This window comes from Nocardia sp. NPDC056541 (assembly GCF_042794235.1).
Taxonomy (GTDB): domain Bacteria; phylum Actinomycetota; class Actinomycetes; order Mycobacteriales; family Mycobacteriaceae; genus Nocardia.
Genome location: NZ_JBHTUD010000001.1, coordinates 543,919 through 566,876 on the forward strand (window position 1 = coordinate 543,919; position 22,958 = coordinate 566,876).

18 protein-coding genes are annotated in these 22,958 nt (G+C 68.1%); 3 read left to right on the plus strand and 15 right to left on the minus strand.

The annotated features are described in order from the left end of the window. Entirely contained in the window at positions 1–2,361 is a 2,361-nt protein-coding gene (locus tag ACFQ9R_RS02525; protein ID WP_378988237.1) for a SpoIIE family protein phosphatase, read from the plus strand. Here the strand turns inward: ACFQ9R_RS02525 and ACFQ9R_RS02530 are convergent. The 15 genes from ACFQ9R_RS02530 to hutC form a co-directional block, all read right to left on the minus strand. Next, positions 2,336–3,832: a flavin-containing monooxygenase gene (locus ACFQ9R_RS02530; protein ID WP_378988240.1), complete on the minus strand. Its 1,497-nt coding sequence runs from the start codon at positions 3,830–3,832 to the stop codon at positions 2,336–2,338. The genes ACFQ9R_RS02525 and ACFQ9R_RS02530 overlap by 26 nt on opposite strands. Further along, on the minus strand, positions 3,829–5,310 hold the full coding sequence (locus ACFQ9R_RS02535; protein WP_378627352.1) for a flavin-containing monooxygenase: 1,482 nt from the start codon (positions 5,308–5,310) through the stop codon (positions 3,829–3,831). Before ACFQ9R_RS02535 ends, ACFQ9R_RS02530 begins: the two co-directional genes overlap by 4 nt. 9 nt (positions 5,311–5,319) lie before the next feature. Beyond that, positions 5,320–6,492 carry a hydroxymethylglutaryl-CoA synthase gene (locus tag ACFQ9R_RS02540; protein ID WP_378988243.1) on the minus strand — a complete coding sequence of 391 codons (1,173 nt, stop codon included), beginning with the start codon at positions 6,490–6,492 and terminating at the stop codon, positions 5,320–5,322. After that, a complete protein-coding gene (locus ACFQ9R_RS02545) occupies positions 6,489–7,547 on the minus strand; it encodes a hydroxymethylglutaryl-CoA reductase (RefSeq protein WP_378988246.1) in 1,059 nt (352 codons plus the stop codon). The genes ACFQ9R_RS02540 and ACFQ9R_RS02545 overlap by 4 nt, the downstream gene beginning before the upstream one ends. Further along, complete coding sequence (gene fni / locus ACFQ9R_RS02550; protein WP_378988249.1) at positions 7,540–8,637, minus strand: type 2 isopentenyl-diphosphate Delta-isomerase; 1,098 nt, start codon at positions 8,635–8,637, stop codon at positions 7,540–7,542. Before fni ends, ACFQ9R_RS02545 begins: the two co-directional genes overlap by 8 nt. Beyond that, entirely contained in the window at positions 8,634–9,716 is a 1,083-nt protein-coding gene (locus tag ACFQ9R_RS02555) for a phosphomevalonate kinase (RefSeq protein WP_378988252.1), read from the minus strand. The genes fni and ACFQ9R_RS02555 overlap by 4 nt, the downstream gene beginning before the upstream one ends. Then, positions 9,713–10,777: a diphosphomevalonate decarboxylase gene (mvaD, locus tag ACFQ9R_RS02560; RefSeq protein ID WP_378988255.1), complete on the minus strand. Its 1,065-nt coding sequence runs from the start codon at positions 10,775–10,777 to the stop codon at positions 9,713–9,715. The genes ACFQ9R_RS02555 and mvaD overlap by 4 nt, the downstream gene beginning before the upstream one ends. Beyond that, on the minus strand, positions 10,774–11,820 hold the full coding sequence (gene mvk / locus ACFQ9R_RS02565) for a mevalonate kinase (RefSeq protein ID WP_378988258.1): 1,047 nt from the start codon (positions 11,818–11,820) through the stop codon (positions 10,774–10,776). Before mvk ends, mvaD begins: the two co-directional genes overlap by 4 nt. 36 nt (positions 11,821–11,856) lie before the next feature. Beyond that, positions 11,857–12,654 (minus strand): methyltransferase family protein, encoded by a 798-nt coding sequence (locus ACFQ9R_RS02570; RefSeq protein ID WP_378627342.1) that lies wholly within the window; start codon positions 12,652–12,654, stop codon positions 11,857–11,859. Continuing rightward, positions 12,645–13,640, minus strand: coding sequence for a fatty acid desaturase (locus ACFQ9R_RS02575; RefSeq protein WP_378988261.1), 996 nt, complete (start codon positions 13,638–13,640; stop codon positions 12,645–12,647). Before ACFQ9R_RS02575 ends, ACFQ9R_RS02570 begins: the two co-directional genes overlap by 10 nt. A gap of 50 nt (positions 13,641–13,690) precedes the next feature. After that, on the minus strand, positions 13,691–14,953 hold the full coding sequence (locus tag ACFQ9R_RS02580; protein WP_378988264.1) for a hypothetical protein: 1,263 nt from the start codon (positions 14,951–14,953) through the stop codon (positions 13,691–13,693). Continuing rightward, positions 14,950–15,999: a polyprenyl synthetase family protein gene (locus ACFQ9R_RS02585; protein WP_378656323.1), complete on the minus strand. Its 1,050-nt coding sequence runs from the start codon at positions 15,997–15,999 to the stop codon at positions 14,950–14,952. Before ACFQ9R_RS02585 ends, ACFQ9R_RS02580 begins: the two co-directional genes overlap by 4 nt. Before the next feature lie 719 nt (positions 16,000–16,718). Then, positions 16,719–17,321, minus strand: coding sequence for a hypothetical protein (locus ACFQ9R_RS02590; protein WP_378988267.1), 603 nt, complete (start codon positions 17,319–17,321; stop codon positions 16,719–16,721). A 10-nt stretch (positions 17,322–17,331) separates the two neighbouring features. Next, positions 17,332–17,658, minus strand: a complete 327-nt coding sequence (locus ACFQ9R_RS02595) for a hypothetical protein (RefSeq protein ID WP_378988270.1) — start codon at positions 17,656–17,658, stop codon at positions 17,332–17,334. Between the two features lie 381 nt (positions 17,659–18,039). Further along, on the minus strand, positions 18,040–18,798 hold the full coding sequence (gene hutC / locus ACFQ9R_RS02600) for a histidine utilization repressor (RefSeq protein WP_378988273.1): 759 nt from the start codon (positions 18,796–18,798) through the stop codon (positions 18,040–18,042). Between the two features lie 82 nt (positions 18,799–18,880). Here hutC and hutU point away from each other — a divergent pair, with 82 nt between their 5' ends. Continuing rightward, positions 18,881–20,557 carry a urocanate hydratase gene (gene hutU, locus ACFQ9R_RS02605; RefSeq protein ID WP_378988276.1) on the plus strand — a complete coding sequence of 559 codons (1,677 nt, stop codon included), beginning with the start codon at positions 18,881–18,883 and terminating at the stop codon, positions 20,555–20,557. 142 nt (positions 20,558–20,699) lie between these two features. Continuing rightward, complete coding sequence (gene helR, locus ACFQ9R_RS02610) at positions 20,700–22,892, plus strand: RNA polymerase recycling motor ATPase HelR (protein ID WP_378988279.1); 2,193 nt, start codon at positions 20,700–20,702, stop codon at positions 22,890–22,892. Positions 22,893–22,958 lie beyond the last annotated feature (66 nt).

Consider the following 22,958-nt stretch of genomic DNA (forward strand, 5'->3'; position numbering starts at 1 on the left):
ATGAGCGCTGTCCTGGTCGCATTTCTCGACGACTATTCGGCGGCCATGCGCCGCCACGTCGCCGCACCAGGCCAGGCCGGCCTCTCGGAGGGTTACGACCTCGGCAGGCGGGCCCTCGTGGAGGGCATCAGCCTGCTCGATCTCACCGAGCATCACTTCCGGGCGGTCGCCGAGGACGCAGGCACGCAGGCCGATCCGCGCCGCGCCGAAGTGGCACTGGAATTCCTGCTGCAGACCATGGCGGCCCTCGATATCGCCACCCGCGGCTATCTCGACGGCACTCGCCGCTACGAGCAACAGCGTTCCCGCGCGGAGGATCTCGAAGGCCGCGACGCGTTTCGCACCGCGCTCGTCGAATCGTTGCAGGACGGGTTCTTCGTCGCCGACGACCACGGCACCATCGTCGAGGTGAACTCCGCGTTCGGGGTACTCACCGGCTACGGCGCCACCGAGGTGCCGTTCCCGCTACCGCACCCCTGGGCACTGAGCGATCGCACCGGCTACCCCCAGATCGGCACGGAGGCAGCGCGATTCGTGATGCCGGTGCGGCATCGCGACGGCCGGGAACGCTGGCTGGCGGTGAGCGCGAGTTCGCTGGTGAAGCAGGAGAACGACGAGCGGATCTTCGTCGGCACCGTGCGCGATGTGACCGCCGAACACGACGCACAGGCCCGCGACCAGGCCGCCTCGCGTCTGGCCACCGCCGTCGGGGCCGCGACGAGCATGGTGGAGGTCCTCGCGGTCGGACTCGACGAGCTGCGCCGGACCATGGGCGCCGAGACCGCGCTGGTCGCGATCTGGCCGAGCCGGACCGGGCGCCCCGATGTCTACTCCTGCGGCGTGACGCCGTCGGGCAGCGAAGAGGCGGAGCCCGCTCCCGAAACCATCGCCACCGCGTCACAATTCACCGCGACGCCGATGCGGCAGAGTGGCCCGCGCGCGGACGGCCCCGTTGTACTCGACGACGACACCCAGGCGCTGCTCGATCGCTCGCGCAGGCAATCCGCCCGTGGCCTGTCGGCCATCACCGGTGACGAGGGCGGGGTCGACGCGGTCGTCGCACCGCTCGGCGAGACCGGTGACGCGGCACTGTGGGTGCGCTTCGGCGCGCCGCGCGCGGTGAGCGCCGCCGACTGGGCCCTGTACTCATTGCTCGTCGGCCATCTCAGCGTCGCACTGCAGCGCGCCCGCAACTTCGATCAGGCGCGCGCCACCTCGCTCACCCTGCAGCGGGCGATGCTCGGACCGATCGAACTGCCGCCCCGTTTCTCGGTGCACTACGAACCCGCCCTGCCACCGCTGGAGATCGGCGGCGACTGGTACGACGTGGTGCCGTTGCGTGACGGCACCATCGGCGTCGTCGTGGGCGACTGCGTCGGCCGTGGCCTGTCGGCCGCGGTGGTGATGGGCCAATTGCGTACCGCGGCAAGAGCTCTGCTGCTGCGCGGCGCCGGACCGGCACAGCTGCTCGCCGAACTCGACGCCGTGGCGTCCCGGATCCCGGGCGCCATGTGTACGACGGTGTGCGCGGCGGTGCTCGACCCGGAGCGCGGGATGGTGCGGTACTCGAACGCGGGCCACATGCCGCCGGTCCTCGCGCCTCCCGGTGGGCCGGGCCGGATCCTCGAGGGTGGACGCGCGGTTCCCCTGGCGACCTTCGACACGCCGCGCAGGCCCGAGGCCACGACCGCGCTCCCGCCGGGCGCGACCCTGGTGCTGTTCACCGACGGCCTGGTCGAGCAGCGCGGGTACGACATCGCCGAGGGCTTCGTCAAGATCGCCGAAGTGCTCAGCGAAACCGGCGCCGCACTCCCCCGCGACGTCGCCGACGCCGTGCTGTCGCGGCTGTGCCCGCCCGCGGGCTACGACGACGACGTCGCCATGGTCGTCTACCGTCAGCCCCCGGAGCCGCTGAGCCTCGATTTTCCCGCCGCCGCCACCGAATTGGCCGGCGTGCGCCGCGGCCTCTACCGCTGGTTCGCCACCGCCGCGGTCCCGCACGACCTGGCCGCCGACCTCGTCGCGGCCGCCAACGAGGCCTGCAGCAACAGCGTCGAACACGCCTACCGCGACTCCGAACCGGGCCGCGTGAGCCTGACGGCCCGCTGCGACGGTGACCGGGTGGTCCTCGAGATCGCCGACAACGGCAACTGGATTCCCACTCCCACCGATCCCGGCTATCGCGGTCGCGGCGTCGAGATGATGCGGGTGCTCACCGAGGACCTCACCTTCGACCACGACGAGAGCGGCACCCGGGTGCGCATGTGGGTGACCCTGCCCTCGATCACCTTCCCCACCGCGAACCCGCTGCGCGCCTCCTCCCGACCGCCGGCGGTCAGCTCCCGGCAGAACTCGTTCTGACCGGAGTGGTCTCGTAGGCCGCCACGTCGAAGCTCTTCAGCAGCCGGTGGAATCGGAAGCTGAAGTCCGGCCACAGCGTGGCATTGTGGCCGTCCTCGTCGACGAACCAGCTGGTGCAGTCGCCGGCGTTCCACACGGTGCCGTCGAATTTCTTCTGCAGGTCCCGGTTGTAGCCGGCCTGCGCGTCCGCCTTGACCTCGACCGTGCGCAGCCCATCGGCCGCCATCGTGGTGATCGCGGCGCTGATGTAGTTGATCTGGGATTCGATGGTGAAGATCGCCGAGGTGTAGCTCAGCGCGGAGTTCGGGCCGATCATCAGGAACATGTTGGGGAAGTTCGCGATGGTCGTACCCTTGTACCCGCTCATCCCCTCGGCACCGAAAACCTCGGACAGCGTGCGGCCGTCGCGCCCGCTGATCAGGTCGTAGGTCGGCGAGTCGGCGATCCGGAAGCCCGTCGCCAGCACGATGGCGTCGACTTCACGCTCGGTGCCGTCGTTCGCGACGATCGACTGCTCGCGGATCTCGGCGATGCCGTCGGCGACGACCTCGACATTGTCGCGGGCCAGCGCGGGGTAGTACACGTTCGAGACCAGCATGCGCTTGCACCCGAGGCGGTAGCCGGGCGTGACGGTGCGACGCAGCTCCCGGTCCCGGATCACCCACCACATCTTCAATCGCGCACCGCGCGAGAAGAAGTCGGCGAACGGCGGGTACTTGGACTGCCAGAGCACGAACGACTCACGCACCCAGTACACGCCGATCCGCGCCAACCGCTGCGCACCCGGAACACGCCGGTAGTAGAGGCGTTCCAGCCACGAGTACTTGCGTCCCATGCGCGGCAACACCCACGGTGCGCTGCGTTGATACAGGTCGAGCTTGGCGACCTCGCCCGCGATGGACGGCACGATCTGGATCGCGGACGCACCGGTGCCGACCACCGCGACCCGCTTGCCCGCGAGCTCGAACTCGTGATCCCAGCGCGCGGAGTGGAACATCGCCCCCCGAAAGGTGGTGATGCCCTTGATGTCGGGCAGCTTCGGTGCACTCAGCGGGCCGGCCGCCGACACCATGATGTCGGCGGTGTAGGAGCCGTCGCTGGTCTGGATCTCCCAGCGCGCGGTGTCGTTGTTCCAGCGCGCGCCGATGACCTCGCAGCCCAGCACGATCGAGTCGCGCACCCCGTGCCGGTCGACCACGTCCTGGACATACCGCTGGATCTGCGGCTGTGTCGAGAACGAATGCGTCCAGTGCGGATTGCGGGCGAACGAGTACGAATACAGCTGCGACGGCACATCGCACCCGGCGCCGGGATAGGTGTTGTCGCGCCACGTACCGCCGATATCGCTCGCCCGCTCGAGGACGACGAAGTCGGTGATCCCCAGCTGGCGCAGCCGAACAGCCACACCCAGCCCGGCGAAGCCGGCGCCGATGATCGCGACGCGGGTGTGACGCGTCGACGGTGCGGTCATCGTGTCTTCGTCGTGGTGTCGTAGGCGTCGATGTCGAAAGTGCGCACCATTCGCCGATATTTGAAGCTGAAGTCCGGCCACAGCGCCGAGTTGTTGCCGTGCTTGTCGAGGAACCAGCTGGTGCAGCCGCCGTTGACCCACACGGTGCGGGCCATCTTCGGCTGCAACTGCTCGTTGTATTCGACCTGCGCGTCCAGACGGACCTCGAACGATTGCAGGTTGCGCTGCTCCATCGTGGTGATCGCGTCGACGATGTAGTTGATCTGGGATTCGATGATGTAGATCAGCGAGGTGTAGTTCAGCCCGGAGTTGGCGCCGAGCATGAAGAAGATGTTCGGGAAATTGGCGACCGTGGTGCCCTTGTACATCTGGTAGCCCTCGGCATCGGCTGCCTCGGACACGGTTCGGCCGTCGCGACCGGTGTACAGGTTGAAGGTCGGCGAATCGGCGACGTGGAAGCCGGTGGCCAGCACGATCGCGTCCACCTCCCGCTCCGTGCCGTCCTCGGACACGATCGAACCGCTGCGGACCTCGGCGATGCCGTCGGTGACGACGTCGACGTTGTCGCGATCTAGCGCGCCGTAGAACTTGTTCGACACGAGCATGCGCTTGCAGCCGATCCGGTGCTGGGGCAGCACTTTTCGGCGCAGCTCCGGGTCACGGATCTCGAAGCGCATCTTGAATCGCCCGACCGTCTCGAGCACGATACCGGTCCACGGATACTTCACCTGCGTGATCACGAACAGCTCGCGCGTGATGTAGATCAGCGCCCGGATGAACCGTTGCAGGCCCGGAACACGTTTGAAGGCAAAGCGTTCCAGTCCCAGGTACGGCCGCGAGATCTGCGGCATCACCCAGGTGGCGGTGCGCTGGTACACGTCGAGGTGCTCCACCTCGGGCGCGATCGACGGAACGATCTGCACCGCAGAGGAACCGGTGCCGATGACGGCGACCTTCTTGCCGGCCAGGGTGGCGTCGTGGTTCCACCGCGCGGAGTGGAAGATCTCGCCCTCGAAGCTCGAAATACCCTTGATATCGGGCAGATTCGGCTCGGCGAGCACACCCGCCGCCGAGACGATGAAATCGGCGGTGAAGGTGCCCTTGCTGGTCTCGATGTCCCACCGGCCGTCGGCGTCGTTCCAGCGGGCGCCGGTCAGCGCGCAGTCGAAGATGTGCTTGTCACGAACGCCGTAGCGTTCGGACACGGTGCGCAGGTACTGCTCGATCTCGGGCTGGGGCGAGAACGACCGGGACCAGTCGGGATTGAGCGCGAACGAATACGAGTACAGGTGTGAGGGCACATCGCAGCCCGCACCGGGATAGGTGTTGTCGCGCCAGGTTCCGCCGACATCGGGGCCGCGTTCGATGACCACGAAATCGGACAGGCCACGCTGGCTGAGCCGGATCGCGGTACCCAGGCCGGAGAGCCCGCTGCCCACGATCATGACCTGGACGTGGCGGGTGTCGTTACTGCTCATGGGGCGACCTCAGCGGGATTCGTAGATGCGTTTGTGACCGGAGACGGCGGCCAGCCGGAACGGGCGCCGCGTTTCCTCGGCCATGGCGTGGTACGCGCCGTCACTGGGCGAAGTGGCCTCGTGCAGTGCCCGATAGTGCTCGTAGCCGAGCAGCTCACGCGAGCTGATCGCGGCGAGATTCGCCTCGGTCCGCAGGTGCTCGCGGTAGCCGGGCGTCACGGTGCCGCTGAAGAATTCGGCGACGCTGCCCGATCCGTAGCTGATCATGGCCAGGGCCTTGTCGGTGAGGTCGTCCGCGTGATCGAGCAGTGAGGCCAGGCCGAGGTACAGCGAGGCGGTGTAGCTGTTGCCGACCGTGCGGTTGTAGGTCGTCGTCGTACCGATGGCGGCCTCGATCGCGTCGGCGTCGGCGGTGTGGCCCTGGCTTTCGAGCAGATGCCGGTGCGCCTTGTAGGCCATCTTGGTGAAGGGCTGGTGGTAGCAGAACGCGGCGAACTCACCGAGCTCACGACCGCCCTGACGGCGGTAGTCCGACCAGGCCTCCTGGGCGGCCTTCTGGTAGGCGTTGACCGAGGTCTTGCCGTCCACGATGGCCTCGGTCCGGTAATTCGGACGCCAGAAGTCCATGATGTCGGCGCTGTAGAGGCCCGAAATCGGGTCCAGCGCCAGGATCGCCGGATCCGCGGTGACCAGCATCGCGACAGCGGCGGCGCCCTGGGTCGGCTCACCCGGGGTGTCGAGTTCGTACTTCGCGATGTCGGCGGCGATGACCAGCACCCGCTGCGACGGGTCGCGAGCGATCAGCCCCGCGGCGAACTGCAGCCCGGCGGTGCCGCCGTAGCAGGCCTGCTTGAGCTCGACGACGCGGGCGGCGTTGGGCAGCCCGATCAGCGAGTGCAGGTACAGCGCAGCGGCTTTGGACTGGTCGACACCGGTCTCGGTGGCCAGCAGCACGGTGCGGATGTTGTCGGTGCCGTGCCGTTCCAGGATCGGCTTGGCGGCGGCCGCGGCGATGGTGACGATGTCCTCGTCGGCGGCGGCGACGCTCATCTTCTCCTGGCCGATGCCGAGGTAGAACTTGTCGCGATCCACGCCGAGTCGCTCGGCGAGGACGGCGTGATCGAGAGCGTAGTGGGTGGTGGCGAACGAGAGGTCGTGGATACCGACCGGTGTAGTTGTCATCGTGGGCTTCCGTTGCTCGTGGTGGACCGCTCGAATTGGGTATGGGCACGCATCAATTCACCGCGGTTGGTCTGTGCCGCCATCAGCGACAGCTCCCCGCACAACACGGTGGCCGCCCCGATCACCGCGAGGCGTCGGGCGTTCTCGCCGGGCTGCCGGTCTTCGCGGCAGCCGAGGCGTTCCAGGTTCTCGTCGACGAAACTCGCGTGCTTGCCGTTGCCGACCGTGCCCACGATCAGGTTGGGCAGGGTGCACGAGAAGTAGAGGTCGCCGTCACGATCCTCGGCATGGGTGATGCCCTGGGATCCTTCGACGATATTGGCGGCGTCCTGGCCGGTCGCCAGGTAGTACGCGAGCAGCATGTTGGCGTAATGCGCGTTGGCGGAACGGATTCCACCCGCCAGCAGGGTGCCGATCAGGTTCTTGCGGATATTGAGCTGGGTCACCTGCGCCGCGGTGGTGTGCAGGCGCTGCTCGACCACCTCGCGCGGGATGAGCAGTTCGGTGATCACGTTCTTGCCGCGACCGAGAATGCCGTTGACCGCGGTGGCCTTCTTGTCGGTGCAGTAGTTGCCCGAGATCGAGCCGTAGCGCACCCCGGGCATGGTCGACAGGATGTGATCCATCAGGTGGTCACTGGCCAGGGTCGCCATGTTGTGGCCCGACGCGTCACCGGTGGTGAACTCGAAGCGCAGGAACAGCAGGTTGCCGGTGATCTGGTGGTGCAGGTCGATGAGCCGGGCGAAACGACTGCTGCCGGCGACCACCTCCTGGAGCTCGGCCATGCGGCCTTCCAACTGCCCGACCGTGGTGTAGGCGGTGTACGCGTCGTCGGCTTCCAGCAGGATCGAGCGCGTCATCCGCTCGTCGATCAGCGTCGCGACGATGCCCTTCTCGGCCAGGGTGCTGATGCGCGCGCCGCGCCCGACCGAGGGCCACAGCGGGGTTTCGTAGGTGGCGAGGGGAACGTCGACGGCGTCGTCGACGACATTTCCGGTAATGCGGACAGGCCCCACCCACTGCAGCGGCACCGCCGCGTACGACATGTCATTCATGGGTGACTCCTTCTCGATTTTCGGATTCACGCCACCAGGGGCTCCGGTGGGCAAGTGCTGCGGCGTCGATGCCGCGAAGCAGGCAGAAGTTCGCGACATCGCCGGTGACGAGCAGGTCGGCGCCGACCAGATCGGCGGGGGTGCGAGCGCCGAGGACGGTGAGGATGGTGCGCAACTGGTCGAGCCAGGTCCCGATCTTGTCGACCAGGGCAGCGGTGTCGTGGCTGACCAGCGTTTCCAGGAACGCACCCGCGACGCCGGTCGCGTCGGCGCCCAGCGCGAGTGCGCGCGCGATGTCCAGTGGCGAGCGGATGCCACCGGTGGCGGCGATGTCGATGCCGGGGATGCCGGCGCAGTCGAGCAGGCAGTTCGGGGTGGACTGGCCCCAGCTCTCGATGAACCCGAAGTCACCGCCCACGCGCCGATCGTTCTCGATGCGAGCGAAGTTGGTGCCGCCGCGGCCGCCTACATCGGCCACGGACACACCCGCGTCGCGCAACCAGGTGACGGTCTGCCTGCTCAGGCCGAACCCGACTTCCTTGACGAAGACCGGCACCGCGGTATCGGCGACGATGCGTTCGATCTGGCGCGGCCATGCCCCGAACGAGCGGTCGCCCTCGGGCATGACCACTTCCTGCACGGCGTTGAGATGGATCTGCAACGCATCGGCCTCGAGCAGATCGATGGCGCTGCGCACCTGGTCGACGGTCGCGTTCGCGTTGACGTTGGCCATCACGAATCCGTGCGGGTTCTCCTGGCGCAGCACGCGATAGGTGCCCGCGACCGAGGGATCACGGAAGTAGGCACTCATCGAGCCCGAGGCGATGGGGATGCCGGTCTCGCGCGCGGCGATGGCGAGCTGGCGGTTGATCTCGCCGGTCTTGGTGCTGCCGCCGGTCATCGCGTTCACGAACAGCGGTGTGTTCCACTGCTTTCCCGCGACTTCGACGGCCAGGGAGACATCCTCGGCATCGATGCCGGCGAGGGCGTGGTGGACGAAGGTGACGGAGTCGAAGTCACTGACTCCGGTGGCCTGGCGGTGGTGGTTCACCGCGTGGCGAACGTGGTCGTCCTTGCGATCGGCGATCATCGTGGGTCCCCTTCGACAAGGTGGGTTCGCAGGGGCAGCGGGCGGATTCCGGCGGTGATCCAGCGCCCGGTGAGCTCGGCGATCGCCGCGGGGCGGGTGCGTTCGATGAGCGCGATACCGCAGTCACCACCACCGGCGCCCGAGGGCTTCGCCGCCGCACCCACCGCGGCGCCCGCGTCGCACAGTGCGTGCAGACGCGGTGTCATGATGCCCAGGCCCGACGTCGCGTCGAGATCGACGAGCAGTGTTCGCGCGCTGTCGATTTCGACTCGCACGGCGCGGGAGTCATCGGCCTCGATGGCGGCGACCAGCCGTTCGACACACTCGTTGCTGTGCGCCCGGAAGGTGCTGCGGTCGCCGTCGAGGCCGGCGACCAGCGCCGGTGTGGAGGCCGGGTTCCCGGTCCAGCCGACCTGCAGGGTGAGCTCGGTCGGGGTGGGCAGCGGGCGCACCGACAGGCCCGGCCACGGGGAACGCAGGGTCGCGTCGACGCCGTCACGGGCCAGCGAGGCCGCCACCTGCGCACGGTCCGGGGATCGATAGGCGAGCCAGCCGCCCCAGGTGCTCACGGCGACATCGCCGCCCGAAGCGCGCGGATTGACCGCGATCGTGGCGAGCATGGCCAGCCGGTACCGGTCCATGGGATCGAGCCCGAGGGCGAAGTGCTGCCCGAGGGCGGCGACGGTGGCCACCGTGACGGCCGCGCTGGACCCCAAGCCGAACTTGCGACCATCGGCGTCGCCGAGGTCGGCGGTGACGCTCAGCCGGAAGTCGGAGACGGGGACGCCCCGTTCCAGGAGCAGCCGGTGAACCAGCGAAACGGCCGCGAAGACATAGGAAAATGCCGCTGGTACACCAGCATCGGAGATCGGTGCCAATTCGTCACCGTGACGCCCACACGACAGCGTGACACCGCCGTCCAGATCCGAGTGCAAGGTGATGCCGTCGCCGGGATCCGCCGCCGTGACCGTGGCGGTCGCGTAGCGGTCGACCGCCGTGAGCACCGCGAGGTGTCCCGGCTCGACCACAGCGTATTCACCGGCGATGAAGAGCTTGCCCGGTGCGCGACAACTGGTCATCGATCGCCACCCGCCGCCGGTGCACCGGCCGTGGTCAGCGACGCACCGGGACCGATGTGCGCGATCCGGGTGGTGACGAAATCGCCGAGTCCGTTCAGGGTGGCATCGACCAGTGGCGCGTCCGCACGCGAGCACAACACTTTGACGTTCGGACCCGCGTCGATCGTGGCGTAGGCCATGATCCCGTCGGCGCGCAGCGCTAGGACCGCGTCGAGGATGGCGATCGAATGCGGCGACAGGTACCGGATTCCGGGTCGAGCGGTGAGCATGGTGGCGTGCATGCCGAGGGCGTTGCGCTCGGCGATCTCCCCGATCGCGGGAAGGTCCTGTCGTGCAATGGCTTTGCGCATCTCCGTCAGATCGAGCACCGACGAATCGGCCCACGGCCGATAGAACGGCGAGGTGGCGGTGGTCTCGCGCATGGCGACCCGGCTCGAGACGGCCTTCGCGCCCTGGTTCACCACGGCGACCACCAGAGCCGGATCCAATTCGTCGCCGCCGATCGGCTCCGCGAACGAACTCAGGTCCCCCGCTTCGCCTTCGCCGTCACCGGCGTGCCAGACGACGAATCCACCGAAGATGGAGCGCGAGGCGGAGCCGGAGCCGCGCCGGGCCAGTCGCGACAGGACGCGACCGTCGAGGTCGAGCTCATAGGCGGCCGCCGCAGCGGTGGCCAGGGCCGCGAAGCCGCTCGCCGAGGAGGCCAGACCGGCGCCGGTGGGCCCGGCGTTGGACGTCACCACCATCGCACGGTCGGCACGACCGGCCTTGGCGCGCACCAGATCCAGGAACGTCTCGATGCGGGTACGCGCGGCTCCGGTGGCCGCGACACCGTTGAACTCGACGACATCGGCCGGTCCCTCGATCACCCGCACCGATGTGGTGGTCGGGAAGATGTCGAGGGTCATCGACAGGCTGCCCGTGACGGGCAGGAACAGGGCTTCGTCCCGCTTGCCCCAGTACTTCACCAGGGCGATGTTCGGGTACGCGACCGACTCGGCGGACGGCCCGGTCACGGCGCCGCGCTCGGCGACCGCGGGTGATGCGGGAGTGAAAGTCATGGATTGACACCGTGTTCCGAGGTCGAGACGGATAGGGACTCCGCGCCTGAACGCAGGCTGCGGGTGGGGACCGTCCAGGTCTGTACCGCGCCTGCGCGGCGCAACGCGGCGCTGACCGTGCGCGCGTCACCGGTCTCGGTGAGCGCGAGGACGCAGCCGCCGAGACCGGCGCCGGTGAGCTTGGCGCCGTACGCGCCCGCCTCCAGCGCCGCGGCGACCAGTGTGTCGATATGCGGGGTGCTCACGCCGAGTTCGGCGAGCAGGTCCTGGAAGTCGAGCATCGCCCGGCCCAGCGACGCGGCGTCGCCCGCCGCGAGATCGGCCGCGGCGCCGCCGATCAGCTCGCCGGCCCTGGTCAGCACGCGGCGCGCGGACCGCGGGTCCCGGTCGAGCGTGCGGCGCACCCCGGCGACCGCGTGCTGGGTGGACCCGGGCACCCCGGTATCGGCGATCACCAGCGCGGCGTCGAGACCGATATCGAGTGCGGTGGCGGTGCCCTCGCGGAACAGGATCGGGCCGTCGGCCAGCACCGCGCTCGCATCGATGCCGCTGGCTCTGCCGTGCGCGACCTGTTCACCGCACTGCACGAGTTCGTAGAGCGTGGCGGCGTCGACGGTTCGGCCGTGCAGGTCGGCGACGGCACGCACGGCCGCGCCGGCGCACGCCGCGCTCGAGCCGAGCCCGCGAGCGAGCGGAATGTCGCACTCCATCACCACATCGGCGATATGGCCGGTCAGGCCCCAGCGCCGCAACGCCTCCTCGACCGCTACGCGCGGTCCGGACAACGTGTTCTCCGCGGCATTCGGGTTGCCCGCGACGAACCCGAAGTGCCCTTCGGGAACCTCGACGACGCCGCCGGGGGTGCCGGGACGCGCGACCGCCCGCACCGACAGGGTGGGCAGCGGAAACGCGATGGCGGGCGTCCCGTGCACCACGGTGTGCTCACCCAGCAGGATCGCCTTGGCGTGGGCTCGGCCCACGCCACGGACCGGGCCGGTCGCTGTGGAGCTGTGTTCAGTACGTTCTCGAACGGGACTGTTCACGACGATTCCTCTCCAGACTCGGCCCGGCCGTGCCGGTTACCGAGACGATCGGCCGAAAATGGCGCGCACGGACGGGAAGAACGCGGGCACCTGCGCGGCGTACGCGCGATAGGACGCACCGAACCGAGCGATGAGATCGCGCTCCTCCAGGTAGGTTCCGAGCAGGATGTACCCGGTCAGCCCGAGCGCCCACACCAGGTGTCCGACGGTGAACTCACTGGCGAACCAGAACGACACCAGCAGACCGGTCATCAGCGGATGACGAACCAGCTTGTAGACGCCGTTCACCTGCAGACGGTCGACCGTCGCGTCCGGTACCTGGATCACGTACTGGCGGTAGGCCTGACTGATGCCGAGCAGGTGGAAGTGGTTCAGCAGCAGGGTAGCCGCGTAGACCAGCACGAAGCCGATCCAGAACCCGGTGTCGAGCACCACCGCGAGCGCGCCGTCGGCCGACCACAGCACGTGCGGCACCGGCTGCCACGCCAGCATGATCACCCACATCACCAGGCACACGCCGATGATGTAGACGGTGCGCTCGAGCGCCTCGGGCACCCAGCGGGTGATGAACGCCTTGAACGAGGGCCTGGCCATGCCCGAGTGCTGCAGCGCGAACAGCGCGAGCAGCACCAGGTCGATCGCGATCGCGGGGACCGCGGACAGGTGCGGTCCCTTGTCCACCGTCTTGGGCAGCCACCAGCCGCCGGCGAACAGCAGCATCAGCGGCACCGTGATGCCGGCGAAACCGTAGACGGCGAAGGAGAACAGGAACGGGACGAGCCGCGAGGGGCTCGTCACCACGCCCCGAACCTGTTGCGGTGACATCAGATCCATGCGAACCACGGCAGGTAGCGTGAGCGAACGGTGCCCGCTTCCAGACGCGACTCCAGGCGCGCCTTCCACTTGTTGCCGTACCCCTCGTTGAGGAAGCCGCCGGGCACGACCAGACGCCAACCCGACTGCGCCACCATCCAATACGGCACGATGACGCCGGGGTTCACGTCACGCATGTAGTCGAGCTTGTCGGGGATCTGGCTCCAGTGGATGCCGGGGTAGCGGTGGTGCACGCTGTGGTAGCCCTGGTTGAAGATCAGGAAGTTGAGGATGTTGCCCGCGTTGTTCAGCGAGGTGCTCGGCTCATCGGTGAATCCGCGTGCGGGAGCGTGGCTCAGCCAGGCGAAGTAGCCGGCGTTGACCTGGGTGATCAGGAACGGCACCCAGTAGAACAGCACGAACTTCTCGAAGCCCGCGACGTACCAGACAGAGCCGATCACGAGGGTGTACACCGCGAGATCGAAGATGAACTGGTGACGCGTCTTACGACGGCGCGGCGCCGGGTTCGCGGCGAACACCGTCCGCACCGTGTGGATCTTGACGACCATGCCGTAGCGGACCCAGTACCAGAGGGCGCCGATGCCCTTGTCCAGGCCGGTGGTCGCGGTGACATCGCCCGGGCCGTCGTTGAACCGGTGATGGTTGAGGACGTGCACCTCGCGCATCTCGGCCGCGGTCAGGTTGCCGGGCAGGCAGCACAGGATGTCGACCACCCGGTTGGGGAACTTGGACACGAACAGCGGGCGATGGGTGTGCATGTGCATCACGCCGATGGTCAGCGAGAGGTTCAGCAGCGAGAGCACGATGATCAGCGGTACCGCGATGTACCAGGTGGAGGTGCCGGGGATGAACAGCGCGGCTGCGGTCATGCCGATCCACAACGCGATGTGGAGCAGCGGGCCGACGTTGGATGCGTGCTCGAGTTTGAACACGCGCCGGCTGAACGGCGGTTTCTCTGTGGGCGCGACGGGCGTTCCGGTGCTCATGGGAGAGCTCCTTCGCTAGTAGTGACGATCATCGAGGAGGTGTTCCTCGACTACTGGTGGCTGCTGTTGTCGAGAGCGGCGAGCTGCAGCCGTGTGGCCAGCGCCCGGATCGCGTCGGGTTCGTGGCTCGGCACCCGCTCCATGGCACCGAAGGCCAGGTGATCGGCGATCATCATGGTGCGGATCGCCGAGTCGGAGAGTTCGCCGGTCAGGCGGCCTTCGGGCAGGGTTTGCACCAGCGCGAAGGTGGTGTCGACGATCAGCGGCATCAACGAGGTTTCCGTCGAAGCCAGGTCGCCCGCACCGAGCACCTGCGAGGCCGACGCCGAGCCGGTGGTGAAATCCGGTGAGGCGTCGAGCATCTGATGGATCGCGGCGTCGCCACTGCGGCGCACACGCTCGAGCATCGTGGTCCAGTAGGTGGACGAGGCGGCGGCCAGCGTGGCCGCGGCGACCGGGCGCCGGAAAGGTGCGGGCGCCCCGACCGCGCCACACAGGAACGCCGAGGTCGTGATCGTCATGTACGCCATCGCCGCCCGCGCGCCCAGGCTCGGTGTGCCGGGACCGAGCTTGGCCAGCAGCGCGAAGCCGCCGAGGGCGGGGGTGAGCTGGCGCAGCATCACCATCCGGGTGAGTTCCTCACGGTCGGCGGCGCCGTAGATCGCGAGTTCGTTGTCGCGCAGGTCGTTGGCCGACTGGGCGATCACGGCGACACAACCGGTCAGTTCCCGCAGATCCGCTTCGGGCAGCACATCTTCGGCGACCAGGGCGCAGGCGTAGTGGGTGATCCGGCCGAGCACGCCTTCGCTGTAGGCGACGCGGGTCAGCGGTGCGTCGATATTGCGCGCCATGACCCGGCCCACATCGGTGAGCACCAGCCCGACCCGCTCGCGACCCTGCTCGGACAACGCCGCGAGCAGCGCCCTGATGTCGGCGATGCGCTCGGCGAGTACCCGGTCGACGGCTTCGCTGTCGCGGATCTTGCCCTCGAGCGCGGGCAGCGGCGGTGGGAGGGTGTCGCTCGCGCCGTTGAGGTAATCCACTGCCGCCAGCACGGCGCCGCTGGCTACCGCGCGATCGCTGAGGTCTTCGAAAGCGTCGAGCACACGACAGGCGAGCAGCGCTGCGGTGGCCTCGTCGCGCAAGGTCGCAGGCAGCAGACCGACGGCGATGCCCAGGTTGCGGCCCGCGGGGATCAGCGCGAGCGCGGCCAGTTCCTGCGGTGACCGCGCGGCGCGCAGTGCGCCCAGATCCGGTGCGCGGCGTAGGTTGCGCAGTCCGCGGATCAGGAGGGGAAGTCGTGCTGAGCTCATCGGGAGATCACCTGCTCGAGAAGTTCGCGCAGGTCGTCGCGCGCGAGGGAAGGGGGAAAGACGTCGAGTGCGCGGGTGGCCTTCTCGGTGGCGTCCATCGCGACCAGGCGGGCCGCTTTGGTGGCACCGCTCTCGACCAGGTCTTCCTGCAGGGTCGCGCTGGAAATCTCTGCGTCCAGCCACATTTCGCGGGCGCCGGGCCGCGAGCCGAGCCATTCGATGACCGGCCAGGTCGGCACCCGGCGTTCGAGGTCACCGCCGGCGTCCTTGCCCAGGCCCGGTCCGCCCTCGATGTCGCGGACGTCGTCCATGATCTGGAAGGCGAGCGCGAGCTGGTCGGCGTATTCCATCAGGGCGTAGAGCCGGTCGAGATCGACCCCACCCGCGGTGCCGCCGTACGCGCACGACAGCCGGAACAGGGTGCCGGTCTTGGCCCCTGCCACGAGTTCGTAGTGGCGGCGCAGCGCGACCTCGTCGATCGAGGGCGGCAGGGTCTCGATGAGCTGACCGTAGGACAGATCGGAGAGCCGGTCGGCGTAGGTGATGCCGGGCGCCTCACCGACCCGCGCGAAGACCTCGGGGTTGTCGGTCAGCACGCGGGCGACGACCTGCATCGATGCGCCGGCCAGGTGGAAGCCGGCGCGGGCACTGGTGCGCACGCCGAACGCGGCGGGCACCGACGGTGCGTCGCGGCGCAGCAGCGATCCGTCGCAGATGTCGTCGTGGACCAGCGAGGATTCGTGCAGCATCTCCATCGCGCAGGCCAGGTCGACGGCGTCGCCCAGCGGGGCAGCGGTGTCGGCGGCATCGGGGAGCAACCCGGCGCAGGCCAGGACCAACCGGGCCCGCACCCGTTTGCCGGGAGCGGCCAGGATGTGGGTGTAGATCGCGTCGAAATCCTCACCGGTGATGAGCAGTTCCCGCAGTCGTGCGGTGACCAGCGCCAGCTGCTCGGTCGGTCCGGCCGGTCTGGGCATGACCACCACTTGGTCGCCCGAGTGCTGGTCACCCGAGTGCTGTGCTGCGGGTAGCGCGGGATTATCCATAGCGCTGAGCTCCTTTGGTGTGGTCACGATGCGGAGAGGTTCACCGGCAACTGCCGGACACGGGTTTATGGAGTTTCCGGCGGGGCAGTCGTAGGGAGTCACCTCTCGCAGCCGACGGGGTCGAGCGTCCCGTTCGCTGGCTACCGACGGGTAGTTTTGTAGAGGAAGCTCGAGATGTCAAGCATTCCAACATGTTCCAAGTTTGAAACCTACAATTGTGCTGTACCACAATGGTTTACGGACACTTCAGGCGGGGAACACAGCAGCGACAGCCGACTGCCGGTTCCAGGTGTGCGGCGTAATCGCCTGCACTACAACGGCTTCCGCGTCATCGCGATAATCCGGGGGCGAACTCATGAGTCGCGGAGCTGCCCGGGGTAGCCACCTCGGGAGTCATCCGGCGATGCGTGGGGTCGACCGCGATACGGTCGGGTCGGCGCTCGCAACGTCAATGTTGTTGGCACACACACGATTCGGGACCAGAGTGACACAAACTGTCCGTCCGTCAACAACTCCGGTGACTGGGACAGCCCTGTGTGAACCATACAATCCGATTCGCGTTACCGCGAGCCGAGGCGCGATCGGAAACCGACCCGAAGGCCCGCGGCGATCCGATATCACGCCCGCCGTAACGATGAAACCTGGTGCAGCACTGTTAGTTTCGCTAGCAACGCAGCGGACAGCGAAGCGGCCGAGTGAAAAGCCGCGACCGGGTTCGGTCAGCGGGCGGCGGTGCTGCCCAGGCTACCGAGGACCAGGAGGTTCGGCGCCGGGTGGTCGACGGACGGGGACGGAGCCGTGGAACGGGCAGGGGGGCGCATGATCGTGCAGCGACGGACCAAAACGGTGCCACAGGCGTGGACGGTGGTGGTGATCAGGTCCTCGGCCAGCGGCAGGTCGTCTTCGCGATAGGCGTAGACCGAGAAGCGCACCGTGCGACATTCGCTGTTCGGGTCGGCCTGCCGAACCGCTTCGGCGGGGCAGCTCGACAGGAGCATGATCGCGGCGGCCAGGTCCGCACAGGGATCACCACCGACCAGCGAGCCGGCGGCGAAGGCAGCGAAAAGTGTGCGCAGGCAAGGCTGTTCGGGTCTCTGCTGGGAGTCCTGGATCTGCGACCAGCGGCGCAAGGCCGGATGGTCGGCGATGTCGGCCCTGCCCTGCCACCGCCGGCGCGCGCAGTCGAGCAGCCGGGCGGACGTCGAGTCCCACACATGGGGCGCCTCGATCCGGGCGACGATCCGCAGTAGGCGGCATTCGTCGGCAGCGGTGGCCACGGGCGGTTCGATGAGCGGCGCCGTCGCCTGTCGGTGCGTCTGCATTGTCGACCTCCTACCGCACGAGAGAAGAACCGAACGGGCGCTGCGCGGCGGCGGAACCACGCCGCCACGCCAGGCGGAACGCCCACGCCGAGGCCAGCACCGACATGACGACGACGGTCGCGATCACCCCGAAGACCACGCCACCGGACCACCCGACACCGTCGTATCGCGCGATCAACGCCGACGCGAGAATCGGGCCCGCCGTGATGAACACGGGAATCAGCAAGATCAACCCGAGGGTCACCAGGCTCGACGGCGTCATCACTGTTTTCGCTGCGGAGAAATCACGTCGAGAGATCATGGTGTGCGGCCCCGACGGCTGCGTGACTGTAGCCATTTCCGCCCTCTCCGTTACCTGAATGGAACCCAGCGAAACTATCGAGTCCCAAACGTACAGCCCCGATCCGGCCAACCGCGTACTTCGTCACGAAACAGTGATAACCCGAAACTGAACCAAATCCGTGCAGCAGGCATAACCCCAGCTCAGACAGCATTCATTCGGTAGCCATCAATTTGCTGTTCCTGTTTATCATTCAGATCGGATAACAATTTCAGGGGGCGATCATGCACACGTCAGCCTTCTCGATGAGCGTGTCTTCGATCCCATCCGGAAAGCAATCAGTTCGACAATCCGCCTGATCGAAATCTCGTCGTGCAATTACCAAGCGGCGACAGCTGTTTCGAGTCGGGAACATTGTTCGGCGCGCACGACGCGGAGTCAGCCCGGCTCGCTACCGAAGCTGCCTTCCAGCCGATTGCGCGAACCCGGATGCACGAGCCGTGCCACGCTGACCAACCCGCCCGACGACCAGGTGCGGCGCCGGATGAGCAGGCACGGCTCGTCGGCGTCGATGCCGAGCAGCACGCACTCCTCGCGGGCGGCCCGCACCGCCTCGACGACATGCTCGCCGCGCAGCAGCGGCGCGACCTCACTGAGGTAGCTGTTCGGGGTGACGGTGGTGAAGTCCTGGGCGAGGTAGTCGGGGGCCTGCGCCGGGTTGACGTAGCGGTCCTCGAGCTGGATCGGCACGCCGTCCTCCAAGTGCACCAGCAGCGAGTGGAATACCGTGCCGCCCATGGCATTCGCCATTTCCGCGTCGCCGGGCACCTCGGACCGCACGAACACCACCTCGGTGCGATGACGATGTCCGCGACCGGTGATCTCGTCGGCGATGTTGCGGACCTCGAACAGCGGTGAGGTGGCCTTGCTCGCCGCGACGAAGGTTCCCACACCCATCACCCGGGTGAGCGCGCCGTCGGCGGTCAGGTCACGCAGGGCGCGATTGATCGTCATTCGGGACAGCCCGAGTGCGGCGACGAACTGGTTCTCCGAGGGGATCTGCTCCCCCGCGTTCCACCGGCGCGCTTTGATCTGCGCCATGATCAGCTGCTTGACCCGTTCATACGCCGCGAATTCGCTGCCGAGCCCGCCGTAGAGCGCGGCCAGCTCCGCATCGACCACCTCGATCGCCACCACCGAACATCTCCTCGCCTCGCCCAGAGAATACGTTGCGCTCGAACCTCGTCGGCACTTGTATATACAGGACTATACTGCCCTCATGACCGACGCGACACCGCCTGTCTCCGGCCCTCGTCCCGTGTCCGCTCCGCGCGGCACCGAGTTGCACACCCTCGGTTGGCAGCAGGAGGGTGCCTTGCGGATGTTGATGAACAATCTCGATCCCGAGGTCGCCGAACGCCCCGATGACCTGGTCGTCTACGGCGGGACCGGGCGAGCGGTACGCAGTTGGGCGGCATTCGACGCGATCGTGCGAACGCTGGAGACCCTCGCCGCGGACGAGACATTGCTCGTGCAGTCCGGGAAACCGGTGGGGGTGTTCCGCACCAACGAATGGGCGCCGCGGGTGCTGCTGGCGAATTCGAACCTCGTCGGCGACTGGGCCACCTGGGACGAGTTCCGCAAGCTCGAGCAGTTGGGGCTGATGATGTACGGGCAGATGACGGCCGGGTCGTGGATCTACATCGGCAGCCAGGGCATTCTGCAGGGCACCTACGAGACCTTCGGCGCGGTAGCACGCAAGCGATTCGGCGGCACCCTCGCCGGCACCATCACGCTCACGGCGGGCGTCGGCGGGATGGGTGGCGCGCAACCGCTCGCGGTGACGATGAACGACGGCGTCGCGCTGTGCGTGGACTGCGATCCGGCGCGTATCGACCGGCGGATCGCGCACGGCTACCTCGACACGAAGGCCGCGACCTTGCGGGAGGCACTGGATCTCGCCGTCGCCGCGCGTGACGAGCGCAGGCCGCTCTCGATCGGCCTGGTCGGCAATGCGGCCGAGGTCTTTCCCGCACTGCTGGCCATGGGCGCACCGATGGACATCGTCACCGATCAGACCTCGGCCCATGATCCGTTGTCCTACTTGCCGATCGGCGTCGCGCTCGAGGACTGGCACACCCTCGCCGAGAAGGATCCGGTCTGGTTCACCACCGAGGCGCAGGCGTCGATGGCCGCGCACGTCGAGGCGATGGTCGGATTCATGGACGCGGGCGCCGAGGTGTTCGACTACGGGAACTCGATTCGCGACGAGGCCCGCAAAGGCGGCTACGACCGGGCTTTCGCCTTTCCCGGCTTCGTTCCCGCCTACCTCCGCCCGCTCTTCGAAGAGGGCCTCGGTCCGTTCCGCTGGGCCGCGCTCTCGGGTGATCCGGCCGATATCGCCGCCACCGACCGCGCGATCCTGGAACTGTTTCCCGGCAACGACCATCTGCGCCGCTGGATCACCCTGGCGGGCGAGAAGGTGAGGTTCGAAGGTCTGCCCGCGCGGATCTGCTGGCTCGGTTACGGCGAACGCCATCGCGCGGGCCTGAAATTCAACGAGATGGTCGCCTCGGGTGAGCTGTCGGCTCCCCTGGCCATCGGCCGCGACCACCTCGACTCCGGCTCGGTGGCCTCCCCCTACCGCGAAACCGAGGCGATGGCCGACGGTTCCGACGCGATCGCGGACTGGCCGCTGCTCAACGCACTGCTCAATACCGCGTCCGGGGCGAGCTGGGTGTCGATCCATCACGGTGGCGGGGTCGGGATGGGCCGTTCGATCCACGCGGGCCAGGTGTGTATCGCCGACGGCACCGAGCTGGCCGCGCGGAAGCTGGAGCGGGTGCTGACCAACGACCCGGGCACCGGGGTGATGCGACACGTCGACGCGGGTTACGAGCACGCGGCCGAGGTGGCTCGTGAACGGGGTGTGCGGATTCCGATGCAGGAGGGCTGACCGGCCCGGAGAAGACGAGAGCCCCGGCAGTGCCGGGGCTCTTTCCACTTTCAATATATAGCGTAAACAGGGACTTGCGGCAAGGCCCCGGGGTTGCTGCACAATCATCCGGTCGCACCGGAAAAAGTACAGTTAGGGGCCTATGTCAGCGCACGGGTACGAAGAGGAACGCCGATCCGAGCAAAGCTATGTCGCCGGGTTGTACTCGCGCCTCGATGCCGAGCGGGCACGGGTGAAGGGCCGCTACAGCGCGGCGCTGCGCACCAAGGGCGACTCCCCCATGGAGCGCGACAACGAGGTGCGGGCGCTGGGCAAGGAAGTACAGCGCCTCGACGTGGCCGACAACGGACTGTGTTTCGGCCGGCTCGACGCGGCCTCGGGCGAGCGGTCCTACATCGGCCGGATCGGGCTGTTCGACGAGTCGAACGATCTCGAACAGCTGCTCCTGGACTGGCGGGCACCCGCGGCGCGCGCTTTCTATGTCGCCACCGCGGCCAACCCGGAGGGCATGCGCCGGCGGCGGCAGTTCCACACCCGCGGCCGCCAGGTGGTCGACTTCACCGATGAGGTGCTCGGCCGCCCCGACGGGAGCGAGGGCGGAACCGACGCCGCGCTGCTCGCCGCGGTCGACGCGCCACGCGGGGACGGGATGCGCGATATCGTCGCGACGATCCAGGCCGAACAGGACGAGATCATCCGCCTGGAGCACCCGGGTGTGACCGTGATCGAGGGCGGTCCCGGCACCGGGAAGACCGTGGTGGCGCTCCACCGCGTCGCGTACCTGCTCTACACCCAGCGCAGGCGGATGGAGCGCCAAGGCGTGCTCGTGGTCGGGCCCAATCCGGCCTTCCTGAACCACATCGCCCATGTGCTGCCCTCGCTCGGCGAGACGAATGTCGTGTTCGCCACCACCGCCGACCTCGTGCCCGGTCTGCGCGCGACGGCGGAGGACACCCCCGAGGCGGCCCGGCACAAGGGTTCGCTGCGAATCCTCGACATCCTCGCCGCGACGATCGCGGATCGCCAGCGACTGCCCGAAGCGCCGCTGACGATCGCGCTGACCGATGTGACGGTGCGGATCGATGCCGCGACCGCGGAGTGGGCCAGGCAGGAGGCGAGGGAGAGCGGGCGCCCGCACAACGAGGCGCGCGCGGTGTTCACCGAGATCATCACCTACGTTCTCACCGAGCGCGCGATCGCCCGGATCGGCGAGGGCTGGCTGACTCGCGACGACACCGAGGCATGGGAACAACTGCGCGCCGACCTGGTCCGCGAGCTCGCCGACAACGACGAGTTCACCGCGGCGCTGGATCAGTGCTGGCCGATCCTGAAGCCAGAAACTGTACTGTCCCAGCTGTATTCGTCACACGATCGGCTGCGAGCAGCAGGCGCGGACGCGGCGCTGTGGCGGGCCGACGGTGGCGCGTGGACGGTCTCGGACGTGCCGCTGCTCGACGAACTCGTCGACCTGCTCGGCCGCGACACAGCCGCCGACGACTCCGCCGAGCGAGAGCGCAAGGCCGAGGCCGAGTACGCGGCCGGTGTGCTGGACACCCTCATCAGCCGCGAAGACCTGATGGACGACGAGGACCACCTGCTCGCCCAGGACATGCTCTACGGCGAAGACCTGGCCGAACGCTTCCTCGAACGCGACACCCGCGAACTCGCCGAACGTGCCGCGGCCGACCGGGAGTGGACCTACGGACACGTGGTGGTCGACGAGGCCCAGGAGTTGTCGGAGATGGACTGGCGGGTGCTGATGCGGCGGTGCCCGAGCCGCTCCTTCACGATCGTCGGCGATCTCGCGCAGCGCCGGTCGGCGGCGGGCGCGAGGTCCTGGGCCACGATGATGGAGCCCTACGTCCCCGGCCGCTGGATCTATCGCTCCCTGACGGTGAACTACCGCACCCCCGCCGAGATCATGGCCGTGGCCGCCGATGTACTCGCCGAGTTCGCGCCCGATGTCCGCCCGCCGGACTCGGTGCGATCCTGCGGTGTCGCACCCTGGTCGCATCGGGTCACCGCCCACGAATTGCCCACCGCGATCGAGGAATTCGTGCGGGCCGAGGCGGGCCGCGAGGGAACGAGCATCGTGATCGGGCCACCCGGGGTACCCGGCACGGTGCCCGCGTCGGAGACGAAGGGCCTCGAGTTCGACGCGGTGCTGGTCGTGGATCCGCAGCGCATCCTCGCCGACGGCCCCCGCGGCGCCGCCGAACTCTACGTCGCCCTCACCCGCGCCACCCAACGCCTCGGCGTCCTGCACCAGACCTCGCTGCCCGAGTCGCTGCGCGGGCTCACCGAGATCGAACCGGCACAGCAGCTGCAGGCGTAGCGCGATCACTGACTGCGGCAATCGCCTTCGCCGTCCGCCCGCGTGGGGCCGATCGCAGGTCAGCGG

Bases quoted from the DNA above. Each gene is read 5' to 3' on its own strand.
- ACFQ9R_RS02580 (WP_378988264.1), bottom strand. From the start codon at position 14,953: ATGAGCTCAGCACGACTTCCCCTCCTGATCCGCGGACTGCGCAACCTA.
- ACFQ9R_RS02525 (WP_378988237.1), top strand. From the start codon at position 1: ATGAGCGCTGTCCTGGTCGCATTTCTCGACGACTATTCGGCGGCCATG.
- ACFQ9R_RS02530 (WP_378988240.1), bottom strand. From the start codon at position 3,832: ATGACCGCACCGTCGACGCGTCACACCCGCGTCGCGATCATCGGCGCC.
- helR (WP_378988279.1), top strand. From the start codon at position 20,700: ATGTCAGCGCACGGGTACGAAGAGGAACGCCGATCCGAGCAAAGCTAT.
- ACFQ9R_RS02545 (WP_378988246.1), bottom strand. From the start codon at position 7,547: ATGAATGACATGTCGTACGCGGCGGTGCCGCTGCAGTGGGTGGGGCCT.
- ACFQ9R_RS02590 (WP_378988267.1), bottom strand. From the start codon at position 17,321: ATGCAGACGCACCGACAGGCGACGGCGCCGCTCATCGAACCGCCCGTG.
- ACFQ9R_RS02595 (WP_378988270.1), bottom strand. From the start codon at position 17,658: ATGGCTACAGTCACGCAGCCGTCGGGGCCGCACACCATGATCTCTCGA.
- mvaD (WP_378988255.1), bottom strand. From the start codon at position 10,777: ATGACTTTCACTCCCGCATCACCCGCGGTCGCCGAGCGCGGCGCCGTG.
- hutU (WP_378988276.1), top strand. From the start codon at position 18,881: ATGACCGACGCGACACCGCCTGTCTCCGGCCCTCGTCCCGTGTCCGCT.
- fni (WP_378988249.1), bottom strand. From the start codon at position 8,637: ATGATCGCCGATCGCAAGGACGACCACGTTCGCCACGCGGTGAACCAC.
- ACFQ9R_RS02575 (WP_378988261.1), bottom strand. From the start codon at position 13,640: ATGAGCACCGGAACGCCCGTCGCGCCCACAGAGAAACCGCCGTTCAGC.
- ACFQ9R_RS02535 (WP_378627352.1), bottom strand. From the start codon at position 5,310: ATGAGCAGTAACGACACCCGCCACGTCCAGGTCATGATCGTGGGCAGC.
- ACFQ9R_RS02585 (WP_378656323.1), bottom strand. From the start codon at position 15,999: ATGGATAATCCCGCGCTACCCGCAGCACAGCACTCGGGTGACCAGCAC.
- ACFQ9R_RS02570 (WP_378627342.1), bottom strand. From the start codon at position 12,654: ATGGATCTGATGTCACCGCAACAGGTTCGGGGCGTGGTGACGAGCCCC.
- ACFQ9R_RS02540 (WP_378988243.1), bottom strand. From the start codon at position 6,492: ATGACAACTACACCGGTCGGTATCCACGACCTCTCGTTCGCCACCACC.
- ACFQ9R_RS02555 (WP_378988252.1), bottom strand. From the start codon at position 9,716: ATGACCAGTTGTCGCGCACCGGGCAAGCTCTTCATCGCCGGTGAATAC.